Origin of the sequence: Synechococcus sp. MEDNS5 (assembly GCF_014279875.1) — a bacterium.
Taxonomy (GTDB): Bacteria; Cyanobacteriota; Cyanobacteriia; order PCC-6307; family Cyanobiaceae; genus Synechococcus_C.
Genome location: NZ_CP047952.1, coordinates 909276 through 927011, shown reverse-complemented (window position 1 = coordinate 927011; position 17736 = coordinate 909276). Strand labels below are relative to the sequence as shown.

Genomic DNA, 17736 nt, shown 5'->3' with positions numbered 1-17736 from the left:
GAATCAATCAGGGGTTGTCAACTCTTGAAGAGTTCGTCGGTCATTTCCCGATAAGGCTTGAACGATGCTCCAGGGCGACGCTTGCGAACCGGAAGGGTGTTGCCGGGGAGCAGATTCTCGGGTGCGTAAGTCACCAGAACCACCTCAGGCTTGCGGCTCTCCTCAGCAGCCAGTTCACGGGCGATGGCCTCAGCGGTGGTGAGCGACTCACCGGAGGCCACTGGATCTGCAGCGATAACTTGTGGCTCGGGCAGAGCTGGCTCGGGCAGCGCAGGCTGGGGGAGTGGCCGCAGAAGCACCAAGCCCACAGCCAGAACTAGCAGCGAGGCAATGGTTCCGCTCAGGCCGGGCAGGCGTCCGTAGAAATTCCAGACCGTGCCGGAAACAGCAAGGCCCAGAACACCAGTGGCGGCGGCGGCAGGCCCGGCCAGGCGACGGACGAGTGCGATCACGGGCTCTGCAACAAAACTCAATCCTGTCGAAAAAAAGAAGCAACTGCGGGAGGCCGCAGGTCAGCCATGAATGATCCGGAACAAGGCCACCTCGGCGCAGAGACCAGGCCCGAAGGCCAGGGCCAGGCAGGGGCCAGGGTTCGCTGAGTGGCGCAACCGCTGCAGAATGAAAAGCACTGTGGCGCTGGACATGTTGCCGTGGTCGTGCAGCACGGCCCGTGATGTTTGCAATTGCTCGGGGCTCAGTTCCAGCACCTCAGCGCAAGCCGAGAGAATCCTCGGCCCGCCGGGATGCATGGCCCAGCTGCTGATGGACGCGGGAGTGAGATCCCAACCGCCCAACCAATCATCCAACCAGGGGCGCAGGGCCTGCGCCACGGTCTGCGGCACCTGAGGCGAGAGGCCCATGGAAAACCCATGATCAGCAATTCTCCAATGCATCAAGCCAGCGGATCCTGGGATCACGGTGGACCCATTGGTCTCCAGCACAAGAGCCGGAAACGAGATCGGCCGTTGCGCCGACGCCACCACGGCAGCGGCACCATCGGCGAACAGGGCATTGGCCACAACCTGTTCAGGATCGCCGCCGTACTGCAGATGCAGGCTGCAAAGCTCCACGCAGCAGATCAGTACCACGGCGTCGGCATCGGCTTCAGCAAACGCCCGGGCCACCCGCAGGCCATTGAGCGCTGCATGGCAGCCCATGAAGCCCACATGGGTTCGCGCAACATCGGCACGCAACCCAAGCCGATCGATCAGGGCCAGATCGACCCCCGGAGCCTCAAAGCCGGTGCAGCAGACCGTGATCAGATGGGTGATCGTTTCAACTGCAACCCCAGACTCAGAAAGGGCCGCTGAGCTGGCTTTCAGCGCCAGCTCAGCGGCATGGCGCTGAAACTCGGCCATCCGCTCCCCAGTGAAGGGGTTGGAGCCGCCGTAGAAGGGCACCCTCTCCAGAAACGAACCGTCGTTGGCGTGATCAGCGATCAACACACTGCCGCGGCGACTCACGCCGCTGCGCTGATGGATGCGCTGGAGCAGGGCTGTCTTCCGGCTGTCGCCACCGCTGACATGCTCCGCCAAAGCAACCGCCTCATCTCGAGTGATGGACCCCTGGGGAACGGCCGTGCCGATGCCGTGCAGCGTGAGGGCCATCAACCGATCTCCGCTGGGGGCACCTGCACGCGGTTCACGCGGCGCACGATGCGCTCCGGGAGTCGCGGCCAGACCCTGCAGAGGCTGAACAGGCCGGAGGTGAGCAGCGGACGCTGCAGCACCGTGGCCAGAGCCCGGCAAACCCGCTGCCGCCGCACGACCAGGGACTCCAAGGTCTGCAGCCAGCGACGCTCCAGGTCTGGGCTCCAGTCGGCCAAACCCTCGACCACAAACGGTGCGGCAGCGGCGCCAGCAGTGAGTGCCCAAGCCATGCCCTCGCCGGTGAACGGTTCCACGTAACCGGCGGCGTCCCCGATCAGCAGACAGCGGCTGCCGGCAACCGCTGGAGGACGGCGCGTCAAGGCTGGTGTCAACTGCCACTGCCCGGCCATGAGATCGGCAGGCAGGTCGAATCCCGCAGCCATGAGAACGGATCTTGCCGCTCCCGCGGCGCCTCCTGCAGCCGCAACGCAGGAGCGATCGAAAGCCGCCGCCAGGTTCAACGCTCCATCCTCCCGTTGCACCAATCCCACATACCCCCCGTTACCCAGGGCCATATGGATCACGTTGTTGGCGTAACCATGGGCCGTGGGCGGCAACACACAGCCAGCCCCCACCCGGGATGTGGCGATGGTTTCAACGCTGGAATGCTCGGGGCTGCAGTGGTTCACCAGACCTGCCGCCACGAGCACAACCCTGGCTTGCACCTCCTCCTGTAGCCCGCCGGCAGCTGATGTGAGCCGCACGCTCCGCGTTGCGGAACAGGCCGCACCGAGCTGCCCCCGCGTCTGAAAGCGGATCGTGGCACCAGCCGCAGCGGCAGCCTCCAGCAGGGCCTGATCAAAACGTTCCCGGGAGAGCACCCAGCCACCCGGCAGGGAGAGAGCCGCGGCCTGGCCGTGGAAGCCAATGCGCAATTGCTGCAGCGGCTGGGCACCGCAACGCGCCATCAGATCGCCCTGGCCCACAGCCTCCAGCACCCCTTGGGCCTGCGCGTTGAAACAACATCCGCACACCTTCCAACGGGGAAAGCTGCGCTTTTCCACCACGAGCACGTTCAGTCCCCTCCGGGCGCAGTCGAGAGCAGCGAGCCCGCCAGCGACACCGCCGCCGATCACCACCACATCCCAGATCCGGCTCATCACAACGGAGGACTCCAGATCAGCCGCTGGCGCTCAGGCCAGAAGCGCTGAAGCTTTGCCCCGGAGAGCCCCGCCCGCTCGGCCAGCTTGAGAAGTTCCTGGGGAGTGAATGCCGCGCGCACCGACAACGGGCCATCGGTATGCACCACCCATGAACGGCTGAGCAAGCGCGTTCCCCCCCAGGCCAGGGCATAGCCGAGTCGACTGCGGATCAGATCGTCGACGATCACCAGACGCTTGGCGCGCGCTGCCATCACCCGAAAGAGTGTCACCACAGCGTCATCAGGGAGGTGGTGGGCGAACAGCGTGCAATACACAACATCAACTTGATCCTGACCTGGCTCCGCGAGGGCATCGGCCACGCTGAACTCCACCTGTCCACCTCTGCGTTGGGCATTGCCGCGGGCCAGGCGGATCGCCTCGGGATTGAGATCACAGGCGCGGATCTCCAGCGCCAGCCCTGAGCGCCTGGCCATCCGATCGAGATCAATGGCGATATCGCCGCCGCCGCAGGCCAGCTCCAAAACGCTGATCGGTTTTGAAGCCGATGCATGAAGCGCCTGCAGCGAACGCAGCAATCCGGAGGAGCTGCGGCTGATCGCGTTGATGCGGCGCAGACCGCGAAGGGCACGCGCATGCTCTGCGGGATCCAGCCCTGGCTGATCCATCACCTCGGGCTGCCGGTCGCGTTGATTCAGTGCCTGACCCCAGCGCATGCATTGCTCAGGCGTTCTTCCTGACGCTAAGCACGCGGACAGCGATGGGCATTGTTAAGGTTTGTATCTCGCGGAGCCAGTCATGACCGATTACACCCCTTTCATCATCGGCATGGTTGTTTTTGGAGTCGTCATCACGGCCGCTGTCGTTTACGTGCTGTCTCAGCCAACCGACCTGCCCTCACTAAAGAAAAAGGATTGATCGAATGGCTGGTTCATTGTTCCCACTGGTTTACGCAGCTTGCTTGGTGTTTCTGCTTCTCCAGGCTTTCAGAATGATGCGTCCGGGCAAAGCAGTGCTAACTCGTGCCATGCAACGCAGTGATCGCACCGGGCTGGTCACGACACACCCTGAGTTGCTAAACGAACAAGGCGAGCTCACCAAAGACGATCTGCTTGTTGTGCGTTTTCCCGATCAAGGTTCATTGGAAAGTTCCGCGAATTGATAGGTCGTCATGGTCAGCCAGCTCACAGCAATCAACATCGCCAAAATGATCACCATTGCGATTGTGATCGGCTTGATTGCATTGGTCGGCATTTCAGACCAGCGACAGATTCTCTACGCCTGCATGCACATTAGTTACTGCGTATGGTGGCTCGTTGAACAGCGGATCTATCCAGAACGAAGAACTTTTTTATTCCAGGAAAAGGTTGGCCCCGTCGGTGTGATCAGTGCCATAATGATCATTGGTGTTTTCTACTCACTTCCGGCTTTTCTGGCCTTCTTCAATTCCGACCCACTCACGATTGTCGCCACAGCAACTGCCATACCCTTGTTCTACTTCGGCAGTTTGATCAACACATCGGCTGACGTTCAGAAAATGACGGCCAAAACATTGGGTCTCGATCTAGTCAACAATGGGATTTGGAGCCAGGTTCGCCATGTGAACTACAGCGGAGATTTGATGCGCTATCTCAGTTTTGCTGTTATCGCAGGCTCGGTATGGGCCTATCTGGTCCCTCTTGCGATTACCGCACTTTACCTTCAACGCATTGGTGATAAAGAGAAATCGATGAATGAAAAATATTCCGGTTTCGCGGCTTATCGTCAGCACACCACACGTTTAATTCCTTGGATTTGGTAGCGAACGAGCTGCTGAGTTATTCACAAAATGACCAACATCACTTGCACGTACAGCGGTGATCTCCATTGTGAGGCCACCCATTCGGGATCTGGAGCCACACTGAGCACCGACGCGCCCCTTGATAACGAAGGAAAGGGAGAGGCGTTTTCGCCCACCGATCTCCTGGCCACTTCGCTGGGCACCTGCATGCTCACGATCATGGGAATCACCGCCCGTAGCCGCGGTTGGTCGATTGAGGGAGCAAGCGCCAACATTGAAAAAGTGATGAGCGCCGACGGACCAAGACGCATCGACACCCTGCGCGTGACCCTTCAGCTCCCAGAGCAGCTCGATGACGACCAGCGCGCACTCCTGCAGCGGGTTGCAGAGCAGTGTCCTGTGAAACGCAGCATCGTTCCCTTGATCAACGCCGAAATTCACTGGGCCTGATTCTTCCGCTACGCACTCATAACGCCTGCGCCAGAACGGTTGTCAACGCGGTATCCACACTCAAGGTCCGACCGCCGAGATGCACTCTTTGAGCGCCCATTTGCTCGGCCAGCATCAGCTCGAAGGGCACAAAACCACCCTCTGGACCGATCATCACCACGGCGGGCTGCGTTGCAACAGTCGACAGGCCAACACCAGCGTCCTGGTGAGCAATCCAGCAAGGCCGGCCCTGGCAGATCTCAGGCAACCGGTCTTCAACAAAAGGGCGGAACAGCCGGTGGCGGTGCACCTGGGGAATGATCGTGTCGCGGGAGCGCTCCATTCCCATGCGCAAGGCCTCATCCACCTTGGCGTCTGAAAGCAGAGGGCTCTGCCAGTAACTCCTGTCCACCCTGGCGGTGTGGATCAGATGGAGATGGCTCGCACCGAACTCCGCCACGGTGCGCAGAATTCTCCTGAGCATTTTGGGCCTGGGTAAGGCCAGAACAAGATCAAACCGGTGACGCGCAGGTGGCGAATCGACCAACTGCACAGTTATCAGCACAGCATCGGCATCGATCGCTTCAATGCAACCCGTGCCGAGCCGGCCTCCCAGCAATCCAACCCGCAGGGTGTCCCCTTGCTGGGAGCGCAAAACCTTGCGGATGTGCTCAGCACGGCGATCCCTGAGTCGAACACGCTGAGCATCGATCCACTGGTCGTCACTCTTGAGCAGGATCAGGTTCATGGGCCTCATTCATGCCCTCAGGCAGCAGGAGAGATGGCAACGGCTCAGCTGCAGTCGGCGGCAATCCTTCTCCGCAAACGGCAGACCATGTCAAGCGACTGGCCCTGTTCAAGTCCCTCCTCAAGAGCTGACACCACCCTCTTGGCAATCTGATCCAGCGTGGCCTCCCGTTGGGAGGGATCACGCAGTCCGGCCTCCAGCGAACCCTCAAGCATGCCGATCTCGAGCATCGAGACCCCCTTGCGTGGAGCACCCAACATGCCGCGATAGTCGTAGGGGTAGGCGCCGAATTCCTTGGCCAGCGCTTCATCCATCACCGAGAACCCGAAGGCCACGGCGGGAATGATTCCTGCACCGATGCCATGGGGCGCATAGGCGTCGTAATGGATCTCCACCACGTAGCCGCCCTTGGCTGCATGTTCGCCCCCCACACTCCAATTCGTGCGGGGGTCCTCGCCATTGCGGATCGTGCGCACCCCAGGGTCATAAAAGGTGATATCCAACCCCTGGCGTTTGCCCTCCGCCACAACAGCCTTCGCTGTGCGCAGGTTCCAGTAGAGCTCGTCAGTGATGCCGGCTTGCATCGGAGCTGCACCACCGATGTCAACCGCACGACCAGGCGTTCCTGACCCATACATTCTCTGGGAATCCGCATGGCCGGCAAGCACCAGAATCGGCATGTCCTTCTTGGGCATGCGATCGCCGACCCAGTTCTTGCCTCGCCCGGGCGTGGGAGGCAGCGGCGGCAATTGCGGCTCATTGCGCACAGGCGGAGCTGGCTTCATGCTCTCGAGAATGTCCATCAGCCCTGCCTCCGCAGCAAGCGGTACGGCAAGGACACCCACAAGAGCCAAGGCGATGCGACGCATGCGTTTCAGCGTGAGTGACCCATGGTGCCCGCTTGCCGCTCAGCTGTCACCCTTTGCTTCGTCAATGCCCTTGCTAAGTGAGGACAAGACGTGAATGCCCCGATGGCGGACCTGATCAACCTGCTGGTGGCCTGGCGCTGGCCTGGCGCCTCAGTTCTGATCGCACTGGCTGTGAGCCGAGCCTTGATCAGCGTTGCCCGCCATGGGATCAGGGTGGAGATCTACACCCGCCAACCCATCCTTGTGGGAACAGGTCGGGCACCTTTGAGAGCGGAGGTCGGAAAAGTACGGATTTGAGATAAGAGGTAACTTGGTTTGCTGGTTTCAGCGGGGAACAGCCGCTGATGGAAACGGGGAAAGAACGGTGCAAATCCGTCGCTGTCCCGCAGCTGTGAAGCTTCGCCCCCACGCGAAGTCAGTCAGAACGCCCGCCAGGCCATTTCACGACGAGGATCGACCTTGACTTTTTCCACTCCTGGAGCAGCTGTGCGCAGGGCAGGCCTGGTTGCAGCCCCCTTGCTGCTCAGCGCTTCGCTTGCGGCACCAGCCAGTGCCCACCATCCCTTTGGCATGGGTGAGAGCACAAACCTGACGGCCTGGCAGGGACTGCTGAGCGGAATCGGCCATCCGCTTCTTGGCCCTGACCATCTCCTGTTCCTCCTGGCGATTGCCTTCATCGGCTTGCGCCGCCCGATGGCCTGGGTGATTCCCCTCCTGGCCGTGGGTCTCGGAGGAAGCGCCCTGTCGCAGTTCATTCCCCTCTCCGATGCCATCGCACCTTGGGGCGAGGCTCTTGTGTCCCTGTCCCTGGTTGCCGAAGGACTGATCGCTCTCACCCTGTTACCGGCGCAGTGGCTGCTGCCGCTGATCGGCCTCCATGGATTCCTGCTGGGCAGCACGATTGTGGGAGCCGAGCCCACACCTCTCGCCACCTATTTCCTCGGCCTGCTGATTGGTCAGGGCGCATTGCTGCTGCTGGTCACGGCATGCTCCCAGGGCATTGTTGCCAAGCTGGGTGAGCAAGGACGCCGTCTCACTGCTGGCATCTGGATGGGCATCGGCCTGGCATTCGCCTGGGTTGCCTTGATCGACTGAATCAACATTGAACAGCAAAACATTGCTGCTCTCTTCTCGGCCGACATCAAGATGTCGGCCTTTTTTATTAATCTGATTCAACCTGAATCAGAAGCTCAGCGTGAGTCCAGTCCCAACATGGTGCTGGAACCCAACTCCCCAGCCATTCCCAGCTTCGGTGCTGTAAACAGGCTCCCAATGGGCAAACAACACAACATTCTCAGCCACTGGGTATTCCAGCTCGATCTCACCACCCCAGTCCGTCCGTTGAGACAGGCCTGAGTAACTACCTGGGTTGTAGAAACGTGGACCGCCAGACAGGGTGATATTGAGGAGGTCAACATTTAAGCCGAAGCCGAGCCAGGGGTCGGTGTAATTACCGATAAAGGTGCCGTCGCTTTCCCATCCCGTGCGGTTTTCAACAGAAACAAAGATTCCGTCAACCATGTCTTCCAGACCATCACCGAGAGCGAAATTCACATCGCCATCGCCAAAGGCGTAGATCACCTCAGCGCCCACTTCATTTTTCAAGCCGGTACCGAAATCCTCACCCTCATCGCCCGTGACGTAGTACGGCATCCAGGCCACAGAGAACGCAAGACGCTCATTCGGTTGATAACGGGCCTCAAGAAATCCCTTGATATCCGTGCGGCGAAACGGAGCACCTGAGCCGTGGGAATCTCCATGGTTTGCATGGCCGGACTGAACATCGTCGTGATGATCTTCTTCATGGTGCTCCTCAACATGAACGCGGCCGTAGAAGTGTTCAGCTTCACCCCACACCAACGATGGGCCCATGGAGGCTTCGATCGCGAAGCTGCCGTTATTGGGAAGTCCCCATTCCAGAACAACCCCGAACTGGCCATCAATCGCGTAATGCTGAGGGCGGCCATCCAGATTGTTCTCAAATCCTCCATGGCCTTCGATCGTGATGATCGGAGTGGTGCGGACTTCACCAGCAGGCAGTTCTTCACCACCTCCTCCATGACCGCCATGGGCCTGTGCACTGCGAATGGCAGCATCGCCAGCCATCAACAACGCCAGGGCCCAGATGGTGTTCAGCACAATTGAACGATAGTGAGCCATTGGGAGACGAAGAGAAATGGGGAAAAAGGAATGAGAAAAGAGAGTGATGAAAAAGGATCAAAGATGAACACGATCAGTTGATCGCAGCCCACTGCTTCTGCAACTGATCAGCCGCCTTCTTGTCGCACTGCCCTCCCTGGGACACCACGAAATTGCACACATTGCCGGTGGCTGTCTGAATCAGGCTTTGCCCAGGAGCCTGACCTTCGCCGAACAACGGTTGCTTGGCCAGAGGCACACCGCTGGAGCGACTGATCCGGCGCATCGTTTTCGAAGGAGGCAACGCGTCGGGGAAGATCACCTTGGTGCCAGAAGCCTTGAGGGCCTTGCTGATGGCACGCAGGCTGGAAGGACGCATCCGACCACCGGTGGCGTACTCATCAATCACCGGAAGTTCACGGATGCCATAGCGCTTGGCCAAAAACGAAAAGCCTCGATGGCCCGTTACCAGAACGCGCTGCGCTTCAGGAACAGTGCGGATCTGAGCACCAGTCCAGGTTCCCAAGGCCTTCAAGACGGAATCCATCGATGCCCGCCTGCGATTGATGGCGGCATCTTGCCGCCCCTGAAACAGCGGCCTCAACTTTGAGGCTGTGGTGTTCACAATGGCCGCCGCATTCGACGGGTCGTGCCACAGGTGCGGATCCTTCAGGGGATTCTTCGGTACAGCGATCTCACCGATCGACACCACAGGGCCACCTGCTTTGACGCCATTCAGCGCTGGCGTGAGGTTGTAGCCGTTCAGAAGAACCAGATTGGCCTTGCTGAGATTGGAGCGATCGGCAGGACGCAACGCCAGGGTGTGGGGATCGGCGCCGGCAGGAATCAAACAGACCACCTTGGCCTGATCGGCCACCAACAATTTGGTGATGTCACAGAGCACCCCGTCTGCAGCAACCACGGTGGGAGCCGATGCGGCAGCGGCAATCAGCAGCCCAGGCGCAGACGGAAGAAAAGGGACGAACAAGAAGAATGCATGAGCTCTCTAAAAATGATAATCATTCTCATCTCCTTGTCCACGCCTGCTTCATGCAGCCAACTTCAATTTCGGCAGGCACAGAAGCGCCATGCATGCCACCCCGATCAGATGACCGGGAGGCAGGTTCAGAGGCACCGCCAGCAAAAAACCAATGGCACTGAGAGCCAGTCCCACAAAGGCGGACTGCACCATGGCCGCTCTCAGACTGCCCACCCGACGCAAGCCGGGCAGCACAGGTGCACAGAGAAGACCAATCACCAGGATCACGCCGACAGCCGCCATCGCACTCACAATCACCATCGAGGTCACAAGAGCCTGGATCAGTTGCAGACTGCGCACCGGCAAACCAGCGGCTTGCGCACCCTCAGGATCCACCCCTAGAAACACAAGCTGGCGGTAGCGCGTCAGCAACAGCAGCGCCATCGCCGAGGCCGCCACCAGCACCCGGGTCAGATCCGACCAGTCCACGATCAGGAGATCGCCGAACAGCAAGCCCTCCAGATCCAGGCGCAGGTTGAGAAGCGGAATCAACAGCACTCCCAACCCGAGAAACCCAGCCAGCACGGTGTTGATCACGGCCTCCTGACCTGCGAGTTGCCCCCGCTGCAACCGCTCCGCCAGAAGGGATCCCAGCAGACCGCTCAACACACCACCGATCGCAGGGTCCACACCCAACGCCACAGCCAACGCCACACCCGGCAGAACGGCATGGGAGATGAGATTCGCCTGCAGCACCCGCCTCTGCGTCACCAGCAGGGTGCCGGTCACCGGACAGAGCACGCCAACCAGCAGAGCCATCAACAGCGGCAGAAGCCAGAGATCGAGTTCAGTCATGGCAGTGCGCTCCAGGATCGAGCTGATCGCCGAGCCGGTGCCGGATCTGATCAGGCGATCCGTCGGCCAGAACGCGGCCGTCGAGCACGATCACCCGGTCGTACTGATCCAGTGCCGACCCCCAGTCGTGACTGCTAACCAGCAGGGTCTGACCTGCATCAGCCAGTTGCCGCATCAGCTGAAGCAACTGCCCCCGCGACGGTGGATCAATGGCGGCACAGGGTTCATCGAGCAGCAGCACCCGGGACGGCTGCACGAGCGCTCGCGCCAGCAGGACTCGCTGCTGCTGACCTCCGGAGAGGGCATCCAAGCGACGACCGGCCAGCGCTGTGAGACCAACCCGTTGCAGTGCCGCATCTCTGTCACAACAGCCATAAGACCTGGATGGCACCGATCCGAGATCCACGAACTCCCGCACCGTGATCGGAAACGACCAGTCAATCCGTCCGCGCTGGGGCATGAGCACCACTTGGTCGCGGCACGTCTGCACAGGAACGCCATCACAGAGCACCCGGCCGGCAGTGGGGGCCAGCTGCCCTTGCAACAGATGCAGAAGGGTGGATTTCCCGGCACCATTTGCGCCCACTAAAGCCGTGAGCGTGCCTGGCTGGAGTGTCAGAGACACGTCTTGAAGAACGACGCGATTATCAAAAGCAGCCGACACCGAGTCGGCAACCAGGGGAGCATCCCCCATCCATGATGAGAACGATTCCCATTCAACCTATCGAGGCCCTCTGGTTCTGGCAGCCCAGGCACCACCGGCAGGGAGCCAACGCGCCAGCACCGCCGGCTGATCAAGAACGGTCAGATTCAAGGTGCGTCCGTTGATCAGAGCCACCCGGCCATCGTCCTCCCCTGGGCGGCGCACGACCGTGAGCAACTGATTGCTCACCGGATCAAAGTCGAGTTCAGCACCGGAGCTGAGACGCCAGTTTTCGAGGGATCGCTTCAGAAGGGTGCGGCCTTGGGCATCGAGCAGCAGCAGCCGGTCTCGAGCCTGCTGTCCCGCCTCACGCAGCACGAGCCACAGATGCTCGCCACCGTTGTCGCAAGCGGCTGCCATCACACCAGCCTCGCCCAGCCACACCTGCCGAGGCGGACGCCCGGGGATCACCAGCTCAACCGAGCGGCGGTAATCGGGCCAGTGCCGCACCAGCAGCGCACGGCCAGACCCAGAGCAGAACGCCTTCACCTCACGGCTGCCGGGCAGGGTCTGACGTGGTGCAGCTCCTGGCTTAGCCTCCAGAGACAACAGCTCAAGCCCCTCGAACGAGGGAAGCACCAGCCCCGTGCCATCGGGGAGCAAGCGCAGGGCACCACTGGCCTCAAACGCAAGGCGGCGGCGATCCGAGCCTTGCTCAAGAATCCAGATCCGATCACTCCCGGGTTCAAATCCCCCGAGCTGAATCAACAGATCACCGCGTTGATTGGCACTGAGATGCACGAACAGCAGGGAACCCGATTCCAGGGTCTCCAGCGCACCGAGTGCAGGGTCGCCCAACCCCGATGACACGCCGCTGAGCGAGCGCTGATCGACCCGGCGGAGCAGCACCTGCTGGGTCAGTTCAGCGTCATCGCCCACCACAGCCACACCCCGTCCGTCACCGAGGGGCTCCACCTGGAGAATGCGCTGCTGCGCCGGCATCAAGGGACGCCAACGGCCATCGCGGAGCCGCATCAGCAAGCGCTCGCCGTCGTCCTCTGGTGCCACAGCGAGAAGAAAGGGCCTGGGATCCCACCACAGCGATTGCGGCTTCATCGGCAGGCGGCGCAGGTCCTGGCCACGCAGATCCAGCCGCACAGAACCTGAAACAGGCTCGCCGGACTCCATAAGAAGTCGCATTCGGTTCTGCTGACCGAACCAGCGATGGGGATACCTTGGTGCCAAGGGACTCTCCGCCACCGTGGCGCGATCCATCGGTCGGCTGAACGTCACATCCAGAGCGGCGGCGCCGGAGCGGATCGGCTGCACCGCCACCGACAGCAAACGCGGTGGCCTCCGAACCAGCAGCTGTTGCTGCAGCAGTGCCACTCCGGCCAACAGCGTCAGGCTGGCGGCAAGCCAGCGCCCCTTGGATCCAGCGAATCGGCCTGTCATGGTTCAAGCGGGCGCTCAGGCCTTGGAATCGCTTTGATGCTCAAGGGTTTGACCACATTGGTCGGCACACCGTTTCGGTCCTGCACCGTCATCGTTCCCTCAATCTCAAGCCATTGATCCGGCACTGGATCCGATCCTTCTGGCCAGTCCACAGGCAGTCCAGCGGGCGTGGCATCGGCCAGACAGCAACGCACGGTGAGACGGGCCAGCTGCGCAGGCTCCCCAGGCCGCGCCAGTACGAAACCACTGATCCGCAGCGGATCGCCGGCATGCAGATCAGGATCAGGCTGACTGCGCAACAAACGCACCCATTCCGTCAGCGTGCGCTGCTCGGGGGGCAGGTAAAAACTGAGCTGGGGAGCCTCAGGGAGACTGTCCTGACGGTTGGCTGCCAGGTCACTGAAGGAGGGGGCCGGGGGGAAGGCCAGCATCAGCAGCGCCACGCCCACTGACAGCAGCACGCCCAGCGGAACAGGTCCACCCCGACGGCGCCGGGCACCGCGCAGCTGGATCAGCGCCAGCAGCATCAGAACCGCTCCGGCGACAGTCACCACAGCGTGGAACGCCGCATTGAGCAGCAGATCCAAACGTCCAGAAAAACTGCTCCAGAGCAACAGCCAGCCCCACAGCCCTAAGGCCAGAGGCATCAACCAGGGGGATCGGCGCAGGCGTTGCAGCAGAGACATCACAAGGTGAGCAACTCAGAGCTGAAGAAAATTGACCCACTGACCGATCAGCAACACCAGCAACGAGGCCGCCACCGCGGTGATGGCAATCGCCCTGGGTGTGAGCAACACAGTGAACAGTCCAGCCAGTTTGAGATCAACGACAGGACCGAGAAGAAGAAACGCCAGCAGTGCCCCAGGGGTGACCTGGGCGGCAAACCCCAGGGCGAGAAAGGCATCCACACTGGAACACACCGACAGCACCAGGGCCAGCAGCATCAGAGCGATCACCGACAGTGTCGGCGCACTGCCGAGTGCCAGAAGCCAACTGCGGGGCAACCAGGTTTGAACCACCGCCGCCAGGGCGCTGCCCAGCACCAGCAAGGTGAGCAGGTTGAGAAATTCCCGGGTGCTGTGGCCAAGCAACTCCCCGGGCCTAAGCCGATCAGCGGATGTGGGCAGATCAGGGATCGACGCGCTGCCCCCCACCAGACCGCTACCACGCTCGAGCAATCCAACCCGCGACAGCGGTTGCGTGAGGCGCCTTTCCTCCAGCAGAGCTGGATCCAAGAGCCGGGATTCAGCCAGCAATCCCAACAGCATGCTGAGGACCAAGGCGATCAGGAAAGCACCCAGGGGCCGCGCCCAGAGAAGCCAAGTCTTATCGGGAAACGCGGCCCAGGTACTGGCCAGCACGATCGGATTGAGAACCGGAGCCGCGAAGAGAAATCCAAACCCGGTTCCCAGGGGTGCTCCGCTGGCCAGAAGCCGTCGGGCCACAGGCACATTGCCGCACTCACAGGCCGGCAGAGCGAAGCCGAGAAGTGCCCCCACAATCGGTGCAAGAACGGCATTGCGCGGAAGCCTGCGAACCCACGCCGACTGGGGAACGAGCCACCGAGCGATCCCGGCAATCGCCACTCCCAGCAGCAGGAAGGGGAGAGCTTCGATCAACAACCCCTGAAAGATGGCCCAGGCCGTGGAGACACGCGTCATTCCAGGCCTCTACAATCAGCTCCAGCCTTGGGACGACTGCTCCTCCACATAGGCAGCGACATCGGCGATCTCCGATTCACTGAGCACATCCACAAAAGCTGGCATGGCATTGCGGCCGTAGGTGACCTGGGCCACGATCGCTGATTCATGGGCACCGAGATAGTTAGGGAGATGGGCTTTGAGATCAGCCTCCCGCAGGGTGCGTTCCGCTTTGATGATGTTGCCGCCACCGGAATGGCAGGCGGCGCAGTTGGTCGTGAAGATCTGACCGCCGCGCACCGCATCGGTGGCATTGGCGGACAGCGGCGCCATCAGGCCGATCAACAGAGCCAGAACGAGCGAAGCAACGAAGCGCATGGCAAGCCATTCGGATGAACTGATTGTTCAGAACCTCTCAAGGGGATTCACGAATGGCTCAGATGATCGTCATGCAATGACATGGGGCCAGATGGGGTCAGCCCCCCAGGCCGTGACCATGGCTTGCACAGGGCATCCATTGGCTGCCCATGGCGTGGGCACCCTTGCACCCAAAACCGGGGGCTGCGGCCTCCGCTTCCTCCCGGTTATCGAAGAGAGCCTTCACCCCAAGGGAGCTCTGATCGGATTGCGCAGGCTTATCAGACAGCAGCATCCCCGTGTGGTCATCCCCGGGGACGTGATGGGCACGGGCCGACGCAACACCCACCAGGGTGAGCAAACCCAAGAGCGCCATTGCGCTTCTGAGCCTGAGACGGGTGGACTTGAATTGCATCGGATGCAATGAAAGGTTTAGGGATCTCATTCTCTATCAATAAGGACGAGAAGGGAGATCCCTGTCACCAATCAGCGTGCATCGAAGGGTGCGGACGAGTGGTGGAGAACGATCCGAAGTGTGCCATTCATCTCACGCACGAAGGTGAAGGTCTTCTCCACGTAGCCCACCTGCCCCTTGGCATCTGTAAAGCGCACCAGTCCCATGCTGTTGGCCGTGTTGCCGAACAGCTGGATCACGTAATCCTTCACCTCACAGCTTTTCCAATGGCGATAAGTGGCAAAGCCCTGGTTCTTGCCGAACGCGGGAATGGAAGGATCAGGACCCACGAAATAAGCCAGAGCCCCGGCGCGGGTGGAACGGAAGGTGTCCTCCCCTGTGGTGTAAGTGGGCTTGAACGCGATCGGGCCGTAGTCGAAGCCATAGGCCGCATCAATCACCGCAGAAGCCTTGGCCTTCGCGGCGGCGTAGCCACCGGTCTGATACGCATTGCTGATCGCAAGCACAGCCGCACACCAGCCACGCTGAGCCTTCATCACCTCGTCTTCAGTGACCATGGCGTTGAACACCTGCACGACAGGATCCGAGGACGCAGGCAGGGGGGCCAGAGCGCTTGCCCCAAGAACCGCAGCAGCAGCGATTGACCAACGACGACCAAGCATGTGCAGATTTCAATTAAAGATTTCTTAGCAGCGATTGCTGAAATCCACCACTTCACTTCTCAGCAGCTTTTGGCATGGTGATGAGGTCACCGGAAGAGCATGCGTCGCTACTGGACCGGACTGCTGGCCGCCGTGCTCTTCGGCTGTAGTGCTCCCTTGATCGCGGGGCTGGCCTCTGAGGGTGGTCCCCTGGCCGTCACCGCCCTGCTCTACCTCGGAGCCAGTGCCGTTCTGCTGCCGCTGCAACACTTGCGATCCCGCGCAAAGGCAAGCCCGAGCGCGGAGGAAACTCCGGTTCAGCCCTCCGACTGGCCGAGCCTGGCACTGCTCACGCTTCTGGGGGGAGTGGTCGGCCCCCTCTGCCTGGTGCTGGGGCTTGAACGGCTCTCCCCCGCGACAGGGTCGCTGCTGCTGAATCTGGAATCCCTGTTCACGCTGATCGTGGCGGTTCTGATCGGCCGCGAGCACCTGGGTCGACGCGGGTTCGTCGCGGCCGCACTCACCCTGGCCGGAGCCTTAATCCTGAGCGGAGGCCACCTGGATGGCGGTTCTCTTGGCGGCGTGGTGTTGATCGCCCTGGCCTGCCTGGCCTGGGGGCTGGACAACAACCTCAGCCAGGCCCTGAGCCTGCGTGATCCTCTGCAGATCTCCTGCATCAAAGCCCTGGGAGCCTCAATACCACTGCTGGTGATGTCAGCCGTGTTCCAGCAATCCTTCCCTCCGATGCGGAGCAGCCTCGCGTTACTGGTGATTGGAGCACTGGGCTACGGCATCTCGATCTGGCTGGATCTGATCGCGCTGCGTCAGCTCGGAGCGGCACGGGAAGCCGTGCTATTCGCCACTGCGCCGTTTGTGGGAGCCGTGTTTGCCGTGGCGGTGCTGGGCAGTGCCCTGAGCAGCACCCTGGTGCTCGCAGCGGCACTGATGGCCGGAGGCGTGATCCTGCTGATCGGTGAACACCACAGCCACCGGCATCACCACGCGGCGATGCATCACAACCACCGCCACCAACACAGCCTGGAGGATCCCGATCCCCATCACCACCATCAACACCCAGAAGGCGCGCCGCTATGGCATGCCCATGAACACGCGCATGAAGCGATGGAGCACACCCATCCACACGTAAGCGACCTCCACCATCGCCATGGCCACAAGCCGTCAGAACCGCCTCAAGCCTGAGGGTTTCCACGGCGCAGAATGCCGTGGCGCGGTGCCAGCAGAAAGGCCAGCAGAAAAAGACCGGTTTGCACAAGAACGATGCATCCCGCCGTGGAGCTGTCGGTCCAGTAGCTCACATAAACCCCCAGCAGACTCGACAGCACACTGCTGCCGATCGCCAGCCAGGTCATGCGATCAAAGCGATCCGTGAGCAGATAGGCCGTGGCTCCGGGGGTGACGAGCATGGCCACCACAAGGATGATGCCCACTGTCTGCAATCCGGCCACCGCCGCCAACGACAGCACCGAGAGAAGCAGGTAATGCAAGGCGCCCGTGTTGATCCCGATCGAACGGGCATGGGTGGGGTCGAAACAGAAGAGCAGCAGATCCCTGCGGAACAGCAGCAGCAGCACGATCACCACGCTGGAGATCACGACGGTCTGGAGAATGTCGGCGGACGAGATCCCCAGAACATTGCCGAAGAGGATGTGGGTGAGGTCGATGTTGCTCCGCGTCTTCGACACCAGCACCAGCCCCAGGGCGAAGAAGCCCGTAAACACCAATCCGATCACCGTGTCTTCTTTGATCCGCGACTTCTGCTTCACGAAGCCGATCGTGGCCACCGACCCAACGCCGAACACGAAGGCACCGAGAGAGAAGGGAAGCCCCAGCGCATAGGCCAGCACCACTCCCGGCAGCACCGCGTGGGAGACGGCATCACCCATCAGAGCCCAGCCCTTGAGGGTCATGTAGCAGGAGAGCAGACCGCAAACCCCTCCCACCAGGGCGCTGATCAACAGCGCCTTGACCATGAAGGCGTGGCTCAGGGGTTCCAGGAGAAGGTCCATCAACCCAGTC

The 17736-nt window shown here is 61.2% G+C and carries 23 protein-coding genes and 1 riboswitch; of the genes, 6 read left to right on the top strand and 17 right to left on the bottom strand.

The annotated features are described in order from the left end of the window. Window positions 1-17: 17 nt before the first annotated feature. Genes SynMEDNS5_RS04920 through SynMEDNS5_RS04905 form a run of 4 tightly spaced genes read right to left on the bottom strand, consistent with a single transcriptional unit; the run spans window position 18 to window position 3465 of the window. Window positions 18-452 carry a hypothetical protein gene (locus tag SynMEDNS5_RS04920; RefSeq protein ID WP_186585186.1) on the bottom strand — a complete coding sequence of 145 codons (435 nt, stop codon included), beginning with the start codon at window positions 450-452 and terminating at the stop codon, window positions 18-20. Window positions 453-512: 60 nt separating this feature from the next. After that, window positions 513-1607 carry a type III polyketide synthase gene (locus SynMEDNS5_RS04915; RefSeq protein WP_186585184.1) on the bottom strand — a complete coding sequence of 365 codons (1095 nt, stop codon included), beginning with the start codon at window positions 1605-1607 and terminating at the stop codon, window positions 513-515. After that, the gene (locus tag SynMEDNS5_RS04910; RefSeq protein ID WP_186585182.1) at window positions 1607-2749 is read right to left on the bottom strand and encodes an NAD(P)/FAD-dependent oxidoreductase; all 1143 of its coding nucleotides are present in this window, start codon (window positions 2747-2749) and stop codon (window positions 1607-1609) included. Before SynMEDNS5_RS04910 ends, SynMEDNS5_RS04915 begins: the two co-directional genes overlap by 1 nt. After that, window positions 2749-3465, bottom strand: coding sequence for a class I SAM-dependent methyltransferase (locus SynMEDNS5_RS04905; RefSeq protein ID WP_186585180.1), 717 nt, complete (start codon window positions 3463-3465; stop codon window positions 2749-2751). Before SynMEDNS5_RS04905 ends, SynMEDNS5_RS04910 begins: the two co-directional genes overlap by 1 nt. Before the next feature lie 206 nt (window positions 3466-3671). Between SynMEDNS5_RS04905 and SynMEDNS5_RS04900 the strand changes: the two genes are divergently transcribed. The 3 genes from SynMEDNS5_RS04900 to SynMEDNS5_RS04890 are packed head-to-tail and all read left to right on the top strand — an operon-like array spanning window position 3672 to window position 4979. Then, complete coding sequence (locus SynMEDNS5_RS04900) at window positions 3672-3911, top strand: DUF2973 domain-containing protein (protein WP_186585178.1); 240 nt, start codon at window positions 3672-3674, stop codon at window positions 3909-3911. Between the two features lie 9 nt (window positions 3912-3920). After that, the gene (locus tag SynMEDNS5_RS04895; RefSeq protein WP_186585176.1) at window positions 3921-4550 is read left to right on the top strand and encodes an isoprenylcysteine carboxylmethyltransferase family protein; all 630 of its coding nucleotides are present in this window, start codon (window positions 3921-3923) and stop codon (window positions 4548-4550) included. A gap of 27 nt (window positions 4551-4577) precedes the next feature. Next, a complete protein-coding gene (locus SynMEDNS5_RS04890) occupies window positions 4578-4979 on the top strand; it encodes an OsmC family protein (protein WP_186585174.1) in 402 nt (133 codons plus the stop codon). Between the two features lie 16 nt (window positions 4980-4995). Here the strand turns inward: SynMEDNS5_RS04890 and SynMEDNS5_RS04885 are convergent, their stop codons facing one another. Together SynMEDNS5_RS04885 and SynMEDNS5_RS04880 are read right to left on the bottom strand one after the other, a co-directional pair. Continuing rightward, window positions 4996-5706: a 16S rRNA (uracil(1498)-N(3))-methyltransferase gene (locus SynMEDNS5_RS04885; RefSeq protein ID WP_186585172.1), complete on the bottom strand. Its 711-nt coding sequence runs from the start codon at window positions 5704-5706 to the stop codon at window positions 4996-4998. A gap of 44 nt (window positions 5707-5750) precedes the next feature. Next, complete coding sequence (locus SynMEDNS5_RS04880) at window positions 5751-6575, bottom strand: dehydrogenase (RefSeq protein ID WP_186585170.1); 825 nt, start codon at window positions 6573-6575, stop codon at window positions 5751-5753. A gap of 102 nt (window positions 6576-6677) precedes the next feature. Here SynMEDNS5_RS04880 and SynMEDNS5_RS04875 point away from each other — a divergent pair, with 102 nt between their 5' ends. Further along, window positions 6678-6872, top strand: coding sequence for a hypothetical protein (locus SynMEDNS5_RS04875; protein ID WP_011932903.1), 195 nt, complete (start codon window positions 6678-6680; stop codon window positions 6870-6872). A 5-nt stretch (window positions 6873-6877) separates the two neighbouring features. Continuing rightward, a riboswitch (cobalamin riboswitch) is annotated at window positions 6878-7026 on the top strand. Between the two features lie 8 nt (window positions 7027-7034). After that, window positions 7035-7670 carry a HupE/UreJ family protein gene (locus SynMEDNS5_RS04870; RefSeq protein WP_255440323.1) on the top strand — a complete coding sequence of 212 codons (636 nt, stop codon included), beginning with the start codon at window positions 7035-7037 and terminating at the stop codon, window positions 7668-7670. Window positions 7671-7757: 87 nt separating this feature from the next. On the opposite strand, the gene SynMEDNS5_RS04865 is transcribed toward SynMEDNS5_RS04870, so the two are convergent. The 10 genes from SynMEDNS5_RS04865 to SynMEDNS5_RS04820 form a co-directional block, all read right to left on the bottom strand. Further along, complete coding sequence (locus SynMEDNS5_RS04865; protein WP_370593574.1) at window positions 7758-8735, bottom strand: hypothetical protein; 978 nt, start codon at window positions 8733-8735, stop codon at window positions 7758-7760. A 73-nt stretch (window positions 8736-8808) separates the two neighbouring features. Then, window positions 8809-9702 carry a metal ABC transporter substrate-binding protein gene (locus tag SynMEDNS5_RS04860; RefSeq protein WP_186585168.1) on the bottom strand — a complete coding sequence of 298 codons (894 nt, stop codon included), beginning with the start codon at window positions 9700-9702 and terminating at the stop codon, window positions 8809-8811. A gap of 60 nt (window positions 9703-9762) precedes the next feature. Then, window positions 9763-10548 (bottom strand): metal ABC transporter permease, encoded by a 786-nt coding sequence (locus SynMEDNS5_RS04855; RefSeq protein WP_186585166.1) that lies wholly within the window; start codon window positions 10546-10548, stop codon window positions 9763-9765. Further along, window positions 10541-11242 carry a metal ABC transporter ATP-binding protein gene (locus SynMEDNS5_RS04850; RefSeq protein ID WP_186585164.1) on the bottom strand — a complete coding sequence of 234 codons (702 nt, stop codon included), beginning with the start codon at window positions 11240-11242 and terminating at the stop codon, window positions 10541-10543. The genes SynMEDNS5_RS04855 and SynMEDNS5_RS04850 overlap by 8 nt, the downstream gene beginning before the upstream one ends. Window positions 11243-11269: 27 nt before the next feature. Then, window positions 11270-12646 (bottom strand): hypothetical protein, encoded by a 1377-nt coding sequence (locus tag SynMEDNS5_RS04845; protein ID WP_186585162.1) that lies wholly within the window; start codon window positions 12644-12646, stop codon window positions 11270-11272. Further along, entirely contained in the window at window positions 12643-13332 is a 690-nt protein-coding gene (locus tag SynMEDNS5_RS04840; protein WP_186585160.1) for a TIGR03943 family protein, read from the bottom strand. The genes SynMEDNS5_RS04845 and SynMEDNS5_RS04840 overlap by 4 nt, the downstream gene beginning before the upstream one ends. Window positions 13333-13347: 15 nt before the next feature. Continuing rightward, window positions 13348-14307 carry a permease gene (locus SynMEDNS5_RS04835; RefSeq protein ID WP_186585158.1) on the bottom strand — a complete coding sequence of 320 codons (960 nt, stop codon included), beginning with the start codon at window positions 14305-14307 and terminating at the stop codon, window positions 13348-13350. Window positions 14308-14322: 15 nt separating this feature from the next. Next, entirely contained in the window at window positions 14323-14664 is a 342-nt protein-coding gene (locus tag SynMEDNS5_RS04830) for a c-type cytochrome (protein WP_186585156.1), read from the bottom strand. A 97-nt stretch (window positions 14665-14761) separates the two neighbouring features. Further along, on the bottom strand, window positions 14762-15019 hold the full coding sequence (locus tag SynMEDNS5_RS04825) for a DUF3721 domain-containing protein (RefSeq protein ID WP_186585154.1): 258 nt from the start codon (window positions 15017-15019) through the stop codon (window positions 14762-14764). A 110-nt stretch (window positions 15020-15129) separates the two neighbouring features. Next, window positions 15130-15720, bottom strand: coding sequence for a hypothetical protein (locus tag SynMEDNS5_RS04820; protein ID WP_186585152.1), 591 nt, complete (start codon window positions 15718-15720; stop codon window positions 15130-15132). Between the two features lie 99 nt (window positions 15721-15819). Between SynMEDNS5_RS04820 and SynMEDNS5_RS04815 the strand changes: the two genes are divergently transcribed. Then, window positions 15820-16899 (top strand): DMT family transporter, encoded by a 1080-nt coding sequence (locus SynMEDNS5_RS04815; RefSeq protein ID WP_186585150.1) that lies wholly within the window; start codon window positions 15820-15822, stop codon window positions 16897-16899. On the opposite strand, the gene SynMEDNS5_RS04810 is transcribed toward SynMEDNS5_RS04815, so the two are convergent. Then, window positions 16890-17726 carry a metal ABC transporter permease gene (locus SynMEDNS5_RS04810; protein ID WP_186585148.1) on the bottom strand — a complete coding sequence of 279 codons (837 nt, stop codon included), beginning with the start codon at window positions 17724-17726 and terminating at the stop codon, window positions 16890-16892. The genes SynMEDNS5_RS04815 and SynMEDNS5_RS04810 overlap by 10 nt on opposite strands. Between the last annotated feature and the right edge of the window lie 10 nt (window positions 17727-17736).